A 14,183-nucleotide genomic window follows, 5' to 3' on the forward strand; every position below is an offset into this window, starting at 1 on the left:
TCCGATGTTTGATTGAATGCGCGTTACGCTGCAACTTCTTCCAGCTCAGTGGCTGCCACCCCTTTGAGGGTCATTACCTCGTCCATCAGCCGTTCCAGCAATTCGGTCAGGTCGATGTCCTCGTTCACACCAAGCAACGTGGCGACCTTTTTCACCTTGCGGCGATTGACGCGCTCCTTCTTGATGGGGACTGCGGCAGGTTCGGCGGGGAAGGACATGCCGGCGCCGGGCAGGGCTTGCACCAAGTTGTTGTATTCGGTGACGGCCGCCGCGGTTGGCGTCGGATCCTCCTGCGGTGCAGTGCCGGGATGCGACTCGAAGGGTAAGTCGTGATCACTACCCTCTTCCTTGCCCACGATTGCGTCGAGTTCACGGCGCTCTTTCGGCTGCGCCGGCGGCGGCGTGCCCTTTTTGATTGCCTTTGCCTTCTTCAACTCCTGTGTTGCCTCGCCGCGCGGTAACTTCTGCTCGGTCTTTGCCTTCTCGATCAAGCGTTCCGCCGCTGCCGGATCAACCTTCTGGAGCTTGTCCAACGTCAAGACAGTTGTGGTGTCGGAGGCCAGGGTCGGGTTTTCCTCCTTGAACTTCACGATCTCCGGCGACAACTGGCTGATAGCGAGGGTTTGCGCAACCCATGCCTGCGACTTGCCAAGATGCTTGGCCAGCCCCTCCTGGTCCAGATTGAGCAGCTTCTTCAGCTTGGCCACGCACTCCGCTTTCTCGTGCGGCTTCAGCCCCATGCGGTAGCCCGGCATGTTTTCCGCGATCTGGATCTCCAGAATCTCGATTTCGGTGAGGCTTTCCCTGATCAACACAGGCATGGCCTTGATCCCGAGCGCCATTGCGGCACACCAGCGGCGTTCCCCAACCAGGATCATGTACTTGCCCGGCTTTGTCGGATGCTTGCGCACGGAGATGGGCTGAATGATCCGCACGTTTTTGATCGACGCTTTGAGTTCTTCCAGCGTTTCCGGGTCGGCGGCCGTGCGGCGGGGCTGATCCGGGTCGGGCTCAATCAAGTCCAGGTCCATCATTTGCGATGGAATGGGCTGCATTTCGGGTACCGTCGTGACCTCCGGTCCATTGGTTGCGGTTACGTCGTTCACTTATTGCTCCTTTTCCATTTGCTTTTCGGGTAGCGCCGGCAGATTGCCGGTGCCGGTTCTTGCGATGTCCCACACCCATACTGGGGTGCCTGCTATCTGGCGCTCTGCAATGCTGGCCATCTTGGTTTGTTGGGAGCGCTTGCTCCTGAATGCAGTAATGATCTCGAGGTGCGTCGGGTTAGCGCCGGTGTCGAGCAGAATGAACGCGGGCAAGGGGTGCTCTTCGGCGGCCTCGTATCGGAGCGGCTTCGTGTAGCTGCGCTTTTGGACGGACAGGTCGGCGGCAACCTTTCGGTCGTACGACGTGAAGTACGGAATCCAGTCCTTGGTGACCGCCATAAAGGCGATGTCGCGCACTGCCAGCGAGCCCTTTTGCGTGACGTCGACCACGGCCGCACAGATCAACCGCTCGTCACCGGCGCTGTCGAGCACCGAGAGTTCGTGCTGGAAGAACTTCTTCTTCTCGCCTACCTCCTTGGGCATCCACAGGGGGGTCTCCGGCATATGCGAAACAGTCAGCCGCTCGTCGAACTTCGACTGCGCGATTGCTTTTACCTGCCCGACCAGTAAAAAGTACCGCTTGTCATCCTGCCCCTGGTACTGTGCAAACACAGTCTTTTGCTGGCTCAGCTGATCTTCCCGGCCGTCTTTCCTGAACGTCTCTGGAATGAACAGCGAGCCGGATACGGGTTCACCAGATACCTCAATCTTCTCGGCGGCCTGGAGAAGATGGTGGCGAATTACGCCCCAGTTTCGCTTTCCCTCCATGGCCGGATGCCAGGTGTTGATCCTTGCCTCCTCCCAGAGAAGGTGCAGCAGTCCCTTTAGGCCGACCCGGTGTACCTTGCGCGCATCGGGCGCCGCCGGTGCGTCACCCTTCGGTCCTTCGACGATGTATCGGCCGGACAGAGTGAAAGCCGGACGAAGCCGTGTTACGCCGTCAGCCTCTGTGAGCGCCTTATCGGTGTAGCACCGCTTCCCCGAAAGCTGCGGCGGCGCTTCGTACGATGGGCATGCGGGGGCATGAAGGTGGCCGGACTCGGGCATCTTGGCGATATAGAACCGGCTTTGCCGTCCCACATAGAGCGGGACGCCGTCGCGCTGGCACAGGCAGCGCGGCTTTACACCTGCCTCATGCGCTGCGCGCAATATCTCCTGGCCCTGCTGAAAATTCTCCTCCAGCCATTCCATCGAATACTTACGGCCGCCAATCGCAATCCACCGCATATCGTCGCCCCCCTTTGTTTGTGCTGCATAAATCAGCGCAACAATCGTCGCACGCTGCGAATTTTTTCTCAGCTTCAAAAGGCCACTTTTTTTGGGGGCTTTCAGAACGCGTATAAGCAGCTAATACAGGAAACCTTCTAAAGTTCCCTTTTCGGTCGTTTTACGGTTCCCTTCTCGTCACACTTCTTCTATATCCTCGCTCCGATACTGCATTTCGAAGGCGGTAAGTGGCGCTGCATACGTGTTCGGGCCGATCGTGTGATGACGGGTGAAGTCGCCTTGTTTGCGCGCCGCACTGCTCCGGGCCTGGTGTTATATATGCTGCGAGTTTGCCAGCAGAAGCGTAGTAGAGATGAGTATTTGGACTTGGCTCGACGAAATGCTATGACTAACGAACGCCCTGCCCGGAGCCAAACATGGCTGCAGTCCCGGAGTTATTGACACCACCGCTGCAAGGCGGACCGGACGAGTCCTCGCCGCTGGAGCGACCCGAAACTGAAGTGGCAATCGCCGAACCTGCACGAGGGAGCACCAAACGCGAGCAGGTCCGCGCAGCGATGCAGGAATACATGCCGGAATTCCTTGCGTTCTGCGATGAATGGAGGGAGATCGATCCAGGAATGCGCATCGTATATCTGGATATCCCTGCAGCCGGCATCCATCTGGAGACAAGGGATTACGTCCCGCCTCCGGAACCAAGTGTGAGCGCTTGGGAGGAATTTACCCCGCCGGAGGATCCGATCGAAATGGCGTACAGGTTAAAACATTGGAAACGTTGACCCACTTTGCTTAAAAAAGCGTCAAAATAATGAGACCGTTGAATTCATTGGGTTCATCCCCGGCGAGGCAGACTTATCCACAGGGTTGTTCACCTTGTTCGTTAGTAACTTTTGCCCTTTTGGGTGCCCTTTTCGCTCCCCTTCCCGCGGCTGCGGCCGGCTTCGTGACGATGTCCGCCGACGAGGAATACGCAGTCCGCTCTGCGGCGAAGTCGGGAGGCTTTACCGACACGCTCATTGATGGCGAGGCAGCCCGGGTCGTTCACACCGGCATGCACAACGGCTGCATCTCGGTCGGCGTGATCTATCCCAACCGTCGCCAAATCGATAATGCCTTTGTCTGCGGCGCCCAGGTCAGAAAATCGGCCGATGTGCCCCCGGCAATGCCAACTGACCAGCAGGCGCAATACATCGTCGACTCCGTCCGCTCTTCGGCCGTGCGATCCGGCGCGGCGATTCAGCGCTATCAGGGATATACGGTCGCAGCGCGTCGCGCATTCGACGGCCTCAAGACCGATTACTGCACCCCGATTGAGACGGTTGTCACGTTCGAAGGGCAGTTGGTATTTCACTATGTCGGCGACCACTGCGCCACATCAGCGGCGGTCTCGGCCAGATAATCATGTTCACCCTTCAAGCCAATCTTGATTTCGGCGTGGTCCTTCACCGGTACCTCGCGGAGTCCATCAAACACCCCGAGCACGCCGCGCGCGTACCGGTCGTGGCCACCGGCGACGTTCCTGCCATCGAACAGTTCATCGTGCTCACGCAAGAACTCCTTGTGACGCGTGTATTGCCGTACTCGGCCGCGGTCTACTTCCTGCACCGGGCGGCGTGGGCGCTAGCGCTGATCGTCGCTGAGCAACGCGAGGATTCCCAAGCCCTGCGGGCGAAGATCGAGCGCGAGATCAAGGCCGTCGGCGGCAACCCCGACGACTGGGCGGGGCTGACAGCACCGCCGGTAGCGGTTGCCAATGCGATCAATCAGTACATCAAGATCTGTGGCCAGGAACTGTCGAGCGCGATTCAACGCTTCCACCTCAAGGCAATCGACGATCTTTTGTCGGACATGCCCCAGTACAGCGCCATCTACAAGGAGGGAGCCGACATCGTTGGCGACCATGGCGGCGAGGACGCGACGACGTCGCTCCATCCCATTTTCGACGGGTATTTCGCTGTATCTCACGACCGGCGGGGCCTTGCAGATGAGCGGGCCACGCATGCGCGCATCGTCCACATGCTTGACACGGTCGAGTCCACCGAGGTGTACGTCGGCAATAAGTCCGGCCAACCCGTGTTCGGCGTTCGCCTATCGCTGGTTGACGAGGAAAGCGGCTTTCACGCTTCCTTGCCGGTTGAAGTATCGGCCGCGCTCCAGGACCTCCTCGCGGCCGTACCCACGCATCACTCCGATTCGAATTACCGTGAACTGGTCATGTCGCTCCGGGAGCAGATACGCGACCTGCACGGACAGATCGAACAGGCCGCGGCACTACTTGGCGTAAACGAGTCAAGCATCCTTGCCCCTGTTAAGGCTCAGAACTCCACGAGGTCGTGGGCACGGCAGATGTTGTCTATGGCGGCGGACGCCTCCACCTCAAACTCCCCAATGCGGCTCACCCTACCCAACGGTACCGGCATGACGCTCGAGCGCGTTGAGATGGACATCGGCCAGCAGTCGATCGTGTTCCACGGAATCCGCGACGAGTCGCGCGAGGGCGTGCGTATGTCCGTCAAGATTGGGCAGTCTGAGCTACCCAGCGTGTCCATCGACCAGGACGGCGCGATTCATACACTCCACTGATCGTGCCGGAATTCGAAATCGCGCATCGCCATTGCTATAGTGCCCGCGATACCGTTTTCATCCATATGAGGAATGCATGGCAACCGAAGCCGCTGTAAAAAACTACGACGCCAATCAGATCCAGGTTCTGGAAGGGCTTGATCCGGTCCGTCACGTGCCGGACATGTACACCCGCACCAGCTGCCCCAGCCACATAATTCAGGAAGCGATCGACAACGCGGCCGACGAGTGCCTTGGCGGACATGCCAAAACGATCTCGGTTCGCCTGCACACGGACGGATCGGTGACGGTCACGGACGACGGCCGGGGAATCCCGGTGGCGATCCATCCGGTCAAGAAAAAACCGACCGTAGAGGTTGTGTTCACAGTTTTACATTCCGGAGGCAAGTTCGCAAAACGCGATGGCGACAGCGCGTACCGATTCTCCGGCGGTTTGCACGGCGTCGGCGTTTCCGTCACCAACGCCCTCTCCACACGACTGGACGTCGAGGTTCGCCGCGAGGGAGCGGTTCATCGAATCTCTTTCGGCGACGGTGTTGTCAAGGAGCCGCTCAAGACGTTGGGCAAGTGTCCGCCCAAGGAGACGGGCACCAGCCTGCGAATCTGGCCGGATCCGAAGTTCTTCGATTCCCCGAAAGTCAACGTCGGCATCATCGAGCGCCTGCTGCGCTCCAAGGCCGTCCTGATGCCCGGTGTAACGGTGACATTGACGATCGAGCGCGCGGACGGCGCGGAGGATGTCCGGTCATGGTCCTACGCCGACGGTGTCAAGGGCTATCTGCAGGAACTGCTTGGCGAGAACCCGGCGCTGGTACCGCTTTTTGCGGGCGAACGCTACGCGCCGGCGAACAGCGATGCCGCCGAAGAGGGCGAAGGAGCCGTGTGGGCACTCGGCTGGAGCGAGAGCGCCGTCGTGCGGGAGTCCTATGTCAATAACATCCCGACCCCGGCTGGCGGCACACACGAATCAGGACTGCGCGACGGCGTGTTTACCGCTGTCCGGAACTTCATCGACCACCACAACCTCGGCCAGCGCGGCGTGAAGATCGTCGCTGACGACGTGTTTGGACGTATGTCGTTCGTGCTCGCCGCGCGCGTTTTGGAAGCACGCTTTCAGGGCCAAACGAAGGAAAAGCTGAACAGCACGAATGCCGTGCGGCTTGTGAGTTCCATGGTGCGCGACCAGCTCGAACTCTGGATGAGCGACAACGTCGAAATCGGCAAGACGATCGCGGACCTCGCCCTGCGCCAGGCTGCATCGCGGCTGCGCAAGGAACAGAAAGTGGAAAAGCGCAAGAGCAGTGGCGTGGCTGTCCTGCCGGGCAAGTTGACCGACTGTGCTTCCGATGACGTCGAGCGCAACGAACTGTTCATCGTGGAAGGCGATTCTGCAGGCGGCTCCTGCAAAGGTGGCCGCGACAAGGAGTTTCAGGCAGTGCTTCCCTTAAGGGGCAAGGCACTCAACTCATGGGAAGTTCATCGTGATCTGATCCGCGGCAACAACGAGATTGCCGATATCGCTGACTCGATCGGGGTTGAGCCGCACGCCTTTGGCGAGGAGGTCGACCTGTCCGGACTGCGTTACGGAAAAATCATCGTGCTGTCGGACGCAGATGTGGACGGCTCCCATATCCAGACTTTGTTGCTGACACTGTTCTTGAGGCACTTCTCGTACCTTATCGCTCGCGGGCACGTCTACGTTGCGCGGCCGCCGCTCTTCCGTATCGACATTCCTGCTTTGGGCAAGCGGCCTGCCCGCAAAGAATACGCGCTGGACGAAGCGGAGCAGCAAGCCATCCTTCATCGCCTCGAGCGCGAAGGTTTCAAGGGTAAGTGGAGCATTTCGCGCTTCAAGGGCTTGGGCGAAATGAGTGCCGAGCAACTGTGGGAATCCGCACTGAACCCCGATACCCGCCGTTTATTGAAAATGGCGATTCCGGCTGGGCATACTGAATACACGATGGCGACGTTCGATCTGCTGATGCACAAGAAGAACGCCGGCGAGCGCCGCCAATGGATGGAGCGCCGCGGCGCGGACATTGCCGCGGACCTCTAGCGTGGAAAGACGGAGGGCGGGCGCGGATGCCAGGCCGCCGCAGGAGAAAACAAATGAACGCTGTGGTGAATGCATCTCGACGGATCAGGGACATGGGGCCTGTGGTCGCGGTCGTTGATGGCATTCCTATCCATGATTGGTACGTCACGGAAGACAATCGGTTCTTCCGTTTCTCGATGGTCGTAAGCGCGTCGATCGCCAATGAGGAAATTTCGCCTTCCCAGCAGGTGCTCCACCCTGGCCTGCTCTACGATGAGTATTGATGCTTCACGTATCGGATGATCAAGCCCTGCAGCGGCATCCCGAGCTGGCTCGGGCACTAGACCTCCTTGCGGCGGGTAAGCCGATCAAGGCGCTTGAGTGCGCCCAGCGGTTTGCCACCCTTCACCCTGACCGGGCCGTCGGCCACATAGTCGAAAGCGCTATTGCCGAACTGGCTCGCTGTCACGCGGTTGCTGTCGCTGCCTGCAAGCGCGCAACCGAACTCGCCCCCAGCCGACATGATCTATACCTGCGCGGCATCCGGTCGGCACTTCATATAGGCGACGAGTTGTCGGCTAACCGCTTCTTCGCGGCGGCAACGCCCCTTGTGATGGAAACAGGACAGGGCCTGGAGGATCTGTGGGATCTATTCGTGCGCGCCAGCCAAGTCTTCCAGCCGCCCGTGCAATTGAAGGCGAAGCTGCCCATGTTGCCCGCGACGCCGCTGGTCAGCGTGGTGGTCCCCGTCGGCGCCGACCAACGATGGGTCGAGCCGGCGGTTTCCAGCGTCTTGGCGCAACGGTACCGCAACTGGGAGGCCATCGTCGTGAACATCAGCGGCAGGCCTTTGCGCCTTAGCTCGAACGACCGGAGGATCCACCTTGTTGACGGCAGCCCGGCTTCAACGATCGCGGAAGCGCGCAATCAAGGGATCGAGCTCGCGCGCGGGCACCTGATCTGTTCTTTGAGCGAACACACGTTATTCAAACCGATGCACCTGGCATGCGCCGTGAGCGGCACGAGGAACCGGACGGTGATCGGCGTTTTCGCTGACTCTGACCGCAGAATGGACACGCCCAACAATCCCGGATCTTCTGCCAGCAGCCAACCATCATCCGGTCAGCGCCCCTTCTCCCCGCTCACCCTGCAACTGCATGACTACGTGCATGTTGACGAGGTCGTTCTTCGGCGCGACCACGTGGGCGCGCTTCGGTTCGATCCGGCGCTTGGCTGTTGTGCAGAGTGGGACTATCTCCAGAACGCATTCGCGCTCGGACCGCTCGGACGCCTCAACGACTCGACAAGCGAAATCCGGACTGTGACAACTTCCGGCCTGCCGCGCCTCACGCCCGTGAACTGCGCGCAGCTTTTCGAACGTCATCCGCCTTCCCGCGCATGGGTCACCTTCGGACGACAACTGTTCACGCACCTTCTGCAACCCGTTTAAGCCACGGCTAGCGCACAAGCCGCTGAACCTCGCTGCCGCTATATCGTTTAGGGTATATTCCAATCGACCTTTACATTACTTGCGCCCATGATTCTATCTTTCCGCCTGTTCGCTGCCGCCGCGCTCTCTCTCGCAAGTGCCGCTAGTCACGCTATTGATTTGTCTGGCCTATGGAGAAACGAAATGGACGGCTATATCGTCCGGATCTACCATGACGGCGACAAGATTTGGTCCCAGTTGCAGATGGATTACCAGTACCCGGGGGCTGATGTTTGGCGGGCCGGCGACATCGAAATGGTTGGCAACGTAAGCGGTCGTTCCGTTGCCACAAAAGTGAGGCTGATCTATAAGAAGGACGCCGTCGCGTGCAACCTTAGCAAGCGGGCTTCCATGCATTTGACCGTCAATCCGGGCGGCGACCGCATGTCCGGCGCCTACGTGGACGGAGTGGTCAACCCGAGGACTTGCAGCTGGTCGCCCCGCCCGGACCGGGAGATCTCGTACAAGCGGCTGGTTTTTGAGAACTTCGACAGTGACCAGAGCCACCTGCAGCCCAAGGATACTTTTGCTGCTGACTGCACACCCGGCCAACATCTCCCCCGTGACTCGGCGGCACATAAGCGTGTTCTTGCCGGCCTCGAGGAGGTCAAGCGATTTCCTCCCCCCCGTGTCTACGACCCCTCGGACCGTAACCAGTACCTCGTGTTCGTCGTCACCGACGGTACCGGTAACCACGGCGACCAATTCGTCTCACAGCCTAAAGCCACCGACGATCTGAAGGCGTACGCCTACGGTGAGGGGAAGTACCCAGTCGACAAGTGCATGGGCAAGATGAACCAAGTCGAACGAGCACGCGGCCTGCTTTACACGCAGTACCCGAGCAATAGTCGGCTTCTGTACAACCACGTCGTCATCGCCGGCGGTGGTAGTCCGCGGATTATCCCAATCTATGTCCGCGGCGTTGGCACGGCGCCGTACGACGCCCATATTGCCCGCCGATTCGTGCAATCCGGGGCCCCCGGCGTGACTATTTACGACTTCAACCGCGTGGTGAATGATGCCTTCGCACAGCTTTCGAAGGAAATAAACCGGGTCTATGCGTCCAATCCCCGGGCGCGATTTGTTTTCGTCACGAGTGGCTTTAGCCGTGGCGCTGCCGCAGCGCGCGTCCTACACATGAAACTGATCGCAGAAGGTGTTCGCAACGCTGGTGCCGCAAAGCGATACGTCATTGCACCGGGTGACGCGAACATCGTTGCCAGCGTTCTTTACGACACTGTTGCCTCAATCGACACGGTGGGTGGCTTGACCGACCTGTATAAGGGTGATGTGATGATGAAGATCCCGTACGGAACTCACACGCTGCATGTGGTGGCCGAAAACGAATACCGCACCTTTTTTCCGTTGACGCCGGCGAGCGGTCCCACGGTGCGGGAAATCTGGATGCCTGGAGCGCATTCTGATATCGGCGGCACCTACACCACTGACGGGATCTCGGCAGTAACGCTGCAAATGGGATTGCATTTCCTGCACGCTGCAGGCGTCCCAGTCGGCGACCCCCGGACCAACTTTGACCTCAAAGAAAGCTACTTGCCAAATCCCGATCGGTTTGCGATCCACGATTCACGATTCATGACGATGGGCGTTCCCTTTGAGAAACTCGTCAACGAGAGCACTCGGGTTATCGACAGGACACACGGCGCGAGTAACCCGAACTAAAACTGCGCGAGAGACGCTGCATTTTTCCTCCCGGGTCTCTCTCGCCCCTCCCCCACCAGCGTCACCACTTGTCCATTCGCGCGGTGCAGTGCGTTAACAAAAGGCTGTAACGTGCCCTTTTGGGTCACCTCTTGAAATTTCGGCGGCAACTTTCTTTGTTCTAATTGGGCGATTGGCAGATCACCGAGGACGCATCTGCTACGCCCCCTCCATGCAGGGGTTTATCACATGCTCAGGGAATTCGAGCATTCCGAGCGATAGGACAATGACTCCCACTACCTACTCCCGCACACTTATTGCACTTACGGTTGCCCTCACCCTCGCCGGCTGCGGCGGCGGCGCTGGAACCTCCAAAACAGCCACGCAATCTCCGTCCACCACTCCAGGTGGACCGACCGCGCCAACCAAGCCGACCGGCCCGGCGCCGGGCGACGTCGTCGGCCTTGTGTTCGACGGCCCCGTGTCGCGCGCGACCGTTTTCTGCGACATTAACAAGGACCAGGTCTGGAATGACAACGAGGCGAAGGCACTGACAGATAACAACGGGCGCTTCAACATCACCTGCCCGGTCGGCAATACGCTTGTTGTACTCGCTGACGGAACTGCGACGGACACCGTCACACGTGCCGATATGAGAGGCGTGCTCAAGGGCTATGTCCAGGAGAGCACAAAGGGATTTACCCAGATCAATGCCGTCACGTCCTTGGCCGCTGAACTGATCCATGCTGGCGAAGCCGTCTCCACGGTGGAGAACAAGATCCGGGAATACTTTACGATCCCGTCATCCGTTTCGGTCTTTGGCTCTCATCCCGCATCCAACGCCGCTCTGCTCAACGCTGTCCTCTCCACGCAGTCGTCGCTGCTTGCTGCAACAGGCGAACTCGCCTTCGTCGATCGAGCTGCGTCCGCGTCGGACAACCCCTCGATCAATGCAATTCACGCCACGCTGACCAAGAAATACGCGCGTAGCATCTATACATCGACCGGCACAGCGACCACTCATCTCGCTAGCGCCGTCGCCGCGTCAGTGGACGACATCCGCACACACGCGCAGGTTGATAGCCAGGTCAAAGGCCGCTTGACATCGCACTCGCGCCAGATCGTCGCGATGGCATCGAATGCGGGCAAGATCGCGCTTGACCGCCATGAGCAGCAGTTCAAGATTACCGATCGCATGGTGGAGAACCTCGATCTGACCGGAACGTTGCCGGCGGCGATTGCAACCCGCATCAAGGATGCGAGTACGTGGACCTCTCGCTTCGGCGATCCGGTCAATATGCACATGAATACGCTTACTCTGCCCACAGAGAGCGAATACATGAAAACCGTCGGTGGTTTCTTGCAACTGAACGACGGCACGTATATCGACCCGCGATTCACTGAGAGCGGACGGTTTGCATTTGCGGTGGACATCAACGACGCCATGTCATCGGAAACGAGCAAGGTGATCGAGTTCAACCCGAGCGGTGACCATCTAAACTCCGGATTCACTTCACCGCTGGTGTACGACATCTTCACCAACCCGTACTCGGGATTCAGCATCCTCGTCTTCAAGGAACATTCGTCACCTGACGACCTTATCGGCACCAACATGGTATTCGGCAATATCCGGGGCGATAAGCGCTCTGGCGTCGCAGTAATCCAGATCCCGGTGCCCGAAGGTGTGGAACTTGGGTATGACGCTGGACGCCCGAGCGAAGGTCTTCGCGTTCGTCTCACCCCGCGCGCCAACTCTGCAAATATGCCTCAGCGTGGCGACCGCTACGTGATCGTGTATCACGACAAGGAAGCGACCGATAAACACAGCATCACATTTGTCAATAACGGCCTGACTGGCAAAGGCGTAAAGAGCTTCGTGACACCAGTCCACGTTTGGTAACACTACGTTGGGGAATCCCACCGGGCTTCCCCGACATCTCAACATCACAGGGAGCAAAGAATGACTGACATGACAAAAGACATGTTCGCAGACACCACCTACGGCAAGCTGGCCCTGGAGAAACTGAAACCCTTCAGCGAAAATTTCCGCTTGTTCCAAATTAGCTGCATCGATTCCGACCAGGGCGACGGCTGGGACGTCATCGAGGTTTTCGGCGCCGAGTACCGACATGCAGACAGCGGCCCGGACGAGGGAAAGCTTACGGTGCAAGTGCTTGAATCACGACGCTCCGTTTGTGTCACTCGTACCGAAATCGCGGCGTTCGAAACAACCCATGGCCTGCCGAGGACTTTCCCCGATAAGCAGGAAGCATCGGCTGAGCTGGTTGCCTAAAGATGCAGTGCTGGCACAGCCGGGTTGACGCACAAGAGCTTACCGCCAGGTCGTTAGCTGTCAAAGCGCCGATCGAGCAATAAAGGCGGGCGTTCATGTTACGGACAAAGGCTGCGCCAGCGACGAAAAAAAGGCCGCATAACGTTATGCGGCCTTTTTTCTCATACGACTTCGCTCTAGTTGAGCGTCCTGCGGGTATCGCGTCGTCCACTAAAGAACGCAAACGCTCCACGTACATTGCTGACCACGCCGCTGATGACGTTATTGATGCGATTCACCGCCGACTCGACGGATTGAATATCAACGTGGTTTTCCATCTCGATATGAACGACGGACAGAGATCGCGCCGTTTTATCGGAATAGAAAGCAATGAGGCCGGGATTGCGAACTGCCACATGCAATTCGCAAGTCTCGACCCCTTGATTCCCGGATGACAGAAAGTCCTTGATGTCCGCTTCAAGGCTTTCGAGAGACGCCCCTTGCGGGGTGGGTTGCATCGTCTTCATGACTGCACTCCTATTGTTATTGGGGTGATTGCCTGAGCCGCGTACTTCCGGGCTCAAAAACAATCATACGGATCGATCAGAGGGATTCAAATTCCGGAAAACGCACCCGGTTTTGACCTAGCCACCTTTTCTTGGTCTAGTCCCCCACTTCGGAATTTGACTTTCGTGGTTCCGGTTGCTTGCGCAAATTTGATTTTGGTTTCTTGTCGTGTACTGTGAAATTGAAAACAAGGAGCAAATCATGAACACCGACACCACGAGCACCCGATCCGATACGGTTACCCAGGGCCAATTGGCGGGCGTCGTCAACGACCTGCTGACGGTCTGTGACCCGATCCTGCAGAAGCACGGAATCCGCGATCGCGACGGTGCAATGATGCAAATGATGCTGCTCTCTTATACCGTCGGGTCGATCATCGGCTCGGGCTGCGACGCACACCAACGTGAGCAGGTTATTCAAGCAGCGCTGGCGAACATCCGAAAAGGCGTTGCGATGTCGGCCGGCACTGGTTGGTTGGCGACGATGGAATGCGCCAGCGGCGCCGTGCATTAGAAAAGATTTTAAGTTGCCCAAATGGGCGTCCTTACAAAAGGAAGTTGCAACATGCCTGTGTTATTTTTGGCCGCGGAGGGTCTGCCATAAGCGGACCGGCCGCAAAGGAAGAAGAAAATGGAATACAAGCTGCCAACCATCAAGTCGCAAATGCCCCTGACCATCGGTCGGGCTCACGTTAAGGCGCTCGTTGCTCACTGCCCCGAGTGCCTGGCAGCGTTTCGTCAGTCGGAGATCCGGGGCTTTGTTCTGAAGGACGGTGACAATGCAAGCATTGTCGCGAACGCTCACTGCGTCAACTGCGGTCACACCGCCAAGGTTGAGCTGTCGGCCGACGCAACCGGCAAGATCGAGTGCTCGGTCGATAACCATCTGGCGTATTACCACTACGGCACTGGCCTTCGCGGCGTCATGCGGACCGCCAAAGCCTTTCTCGCCCTGCTCTACTACAAGGTACTGCGCGGCGCGAAAGTCTCCCTGCCGGCGCGGGCGAAGTCACCCGACCTCGGGGTGTCACGTGTTCGCATCCTTGCTTCTTCTGATGTGGCTGTCGGTGAACTCAAAGGGGTTCAAATCCCGGAATGGGTCGAGCCCAACACTGGTGGACGGTTCTACTTCGACCGTACCTCGGAAGACTTGCAAAAAGCGATCGCGGAGCGCTGCGTCGACGAGCTGGTGCTCTACCCTGGGCTGATCTACCGCCCGCGCTAAGCACTACGTAACGCCATTAGG

Annotated in this window: 15 protein-coding genes; 11 read left to right on the plus strand and 4 right to left on the minus strand. The window is 58.6% G+C overall.

Translation table 11 applies throughout. From position 1 onward, the window contains the following. Positions 1-23 precede the first annotated feature (23 nt). Both AC3WOY_RS27280 and AC3WOY_RS27285 read right to left on the minus strand, forming a co-directional pair. Positions 24-1,106 carry a ParB/RepB/Spo0J family partition protein gene (locus tag AC3WOY_RS27280; protein WP_492429620.1) on the minus strand — a complete coding sequence of 361 codons (1,083 nt, stop codon included), beginning with the start codon at positions 1,104-1,106 and terminating at the stop codon, positions 24-26. Then, a complete protein-coding gene (locus AC3WOY_RS27285; protein WP_492429621.1) occupies positions 1,107-2,411 on the minus strand; it encodes a DUF1173 family protein in 1,305 nt (434 codons plus the stop codon). A 338-nt stretch (positions 2,412-2,749) separates the two neighbouring features. On the opposite strand from AC3WOY_RS27285, the gene AC3WOY_RS27290 reads away from it, so the two are divergent. The 5 genes from AC3WOY_RS27290 to AC3WOY_RS27310 all read left to right on the plus strand — a co-directional run bounded on the left by AC3WOY_RS27290 (position 2,750) and on the right by AC3WOY_RS27310 (position 7,235). Then, a complete protein-coding gene (locus tag AC3WOY_RS27290; protein ID WP_492429622.1) occupies positions 2,750-3,112 on the plus strand; it encodes a hypothetical protein in 363 nt (120 codons plus the stop codon). A gap of 170 nt (positions 3,113-3,282) precedes the next feature. Next, positions 3,283-3,732, plus strand: coding sequence for a hypothetical protein (locus AC3WOY_RS27295; protein ID WP_492429623.1), 450 nt, complete (start codon positions 3,283-3,285; stop codon positions 3,730-3,732). 2 nt (positions 3,733-3,734) lie between these two features. Beyond that, positions 3,735-4,916 carry a hypothetical protein gene (locus AC3WOY_RS27300; protein WP_492429624.1) on the plus strand — a complete coding sequence of 394 codons (1,182 nt, stop codon included), beginning with the start codon at positions 3,735-3,737 and terminating at the stop codon, positions 4,914-4,916. A 76-nt stretch (positions 4,917-4,992) separates the two neighbouring features. After that, entirely contained in the window at positions 4,993-6,972 is a 1,980-nt protein-coding gene (locus AC3WOY_RS27305) for a DNA topoisomerase IV subunit B (protein ID WP_492429625.1), read from the plus strand. A gap of 53 nt (positions 6,973-7,025) precedes the next feature. Next, entirely contained in the window at positions 7,026-7,235 is a 210-nt protein-coding gene (locus AC3WOY_RS27310; RefSeq protein ID WP_492429626.1) for a hypothetical protein, read from the plus strand. A 56-nt stretch (positions 7,236-7,291) separates the two neighbouring features. Here AC3WOY_RS27310 and AC3WOY_RS27315 read toward each other — a convergent pair whose 3' ends face one another. Further along, entirely contained in the window at positions 7,292-7,474 is a 183-nt protein-coding gene (locus AC3WOY_RS27315) for a hypothetical protein (RefSeq protein ID WP_492429627.1), read from the minus strand. A gap of 48 nt (positions 7,475-7,522) precedes the next feature. Between AC3WOY_RS27315 and AC3WOY_RS27320 the strand changes: the two genes are divergently transcribed. The 4 genes from AC3WOY_RS27320 to AC3WOY_RS27335 all read left to right on the plus strand — a co-directional run bounded on the left by AC3WOY_RS27320 (position 7,523) and on the right by AC3WOY_RS27335 (position 12,392). After that, positions 7,523-8,401 (plus strand): glycosyltransferase family 2 protein, encoded by an 879-nt coding sequence (locus tag AC3WOY_RS27320; RefSeq protein WP_492429628.1) that lies wholly within the window; start codon positions 7,523-7,525, stop codon positions 8,399-8,401. A 183-nt stretch (positions 8,402-8,584) separates the two neighbouring features. After that, positions 8,585-10,120, plus strand: coding sequence for a T6SS phospholipase effector Tle1-like catalytic domain-containing protein (locus AC3WOY_RS27325; RefSeq protein ID WP_492429629.1), 1,536 nt, complete (start codon positions 8,585-8,587; stop codon positions 10,118-10,120). A 265-nt stretch (positions 10,121-10,385) separates the two neighbouring features. Next, entirely contained in the window at positions 10,386-11,999 is a 1,614-nt protein-coding gene (locus tag AC3WOY_RS27330) for a hypothetical protein (RefSeq protein ID WP_492429630.1), read from the plus strand. A gap of 60 nt (positions 12,000-12,059) precedes the next feature. After that, positions 12,060-12,392, plus strand: a complete 333-nt coding sequence (locus tag AC3WOY_RS27335) for a hypothetical protein (protein ID WP_492429631.1) — start codon at positions 12,060-12,062, stop codon at positions 12,390-12,392. 176 nt (positions 12,393-12,568) lie between these two features. On the opposite strand, the gene AC3WOY_RS27340 is transcribed toward AC3WOY_RS27335, so the two are convergent. Continuing rightward, positions 12,569-12,898, minus strand: a complete 330-nt coding sequence (locus AC3WOY_RS27340) for a hypothetical protein (protein ID WP_492429632.1) — start codon at positions 12,896-12,898, stop codon at positions 12,569-12,571. A gap of 241 nt (positions 12,899-13,139) precedes the next feature. Here AC3WOY_RS27340 and AC3WOY_RS27345 point away from each other — a divergent pair, with 241 nt between their 5' ends. Together AC3WOY_RS27345 and AC3WOY_RS27350 are read left to right on the plus strand one after the other, a co-directional pair. After that, entirely contained in the window at positions 13,140-13,451 is a 312-nt protein-coding gene (locus AC3WOY_RS27345) for a hypothetical protein (protein WP_492429633.1), read from the plus strand. Positions 13,452-13,568: 117 nt separating this feature from the next. Then, positions 13,569-14,162, plus strand: coding sequence for a hypothetical protein (locus AC3WOY_RS27350; RefSeq protein WP_492429634.1), 594 nt, complete (start codon positions 13,569-13,571; stop codon positions 14,160-14,162). The last annotated feature ends 21 nt before the right edge of the window (positions 14,163-14,183 follow it).

It is taken from the genome of Noviherbaspirillum sp. FW303-A3, assembly GCF_058788695.1.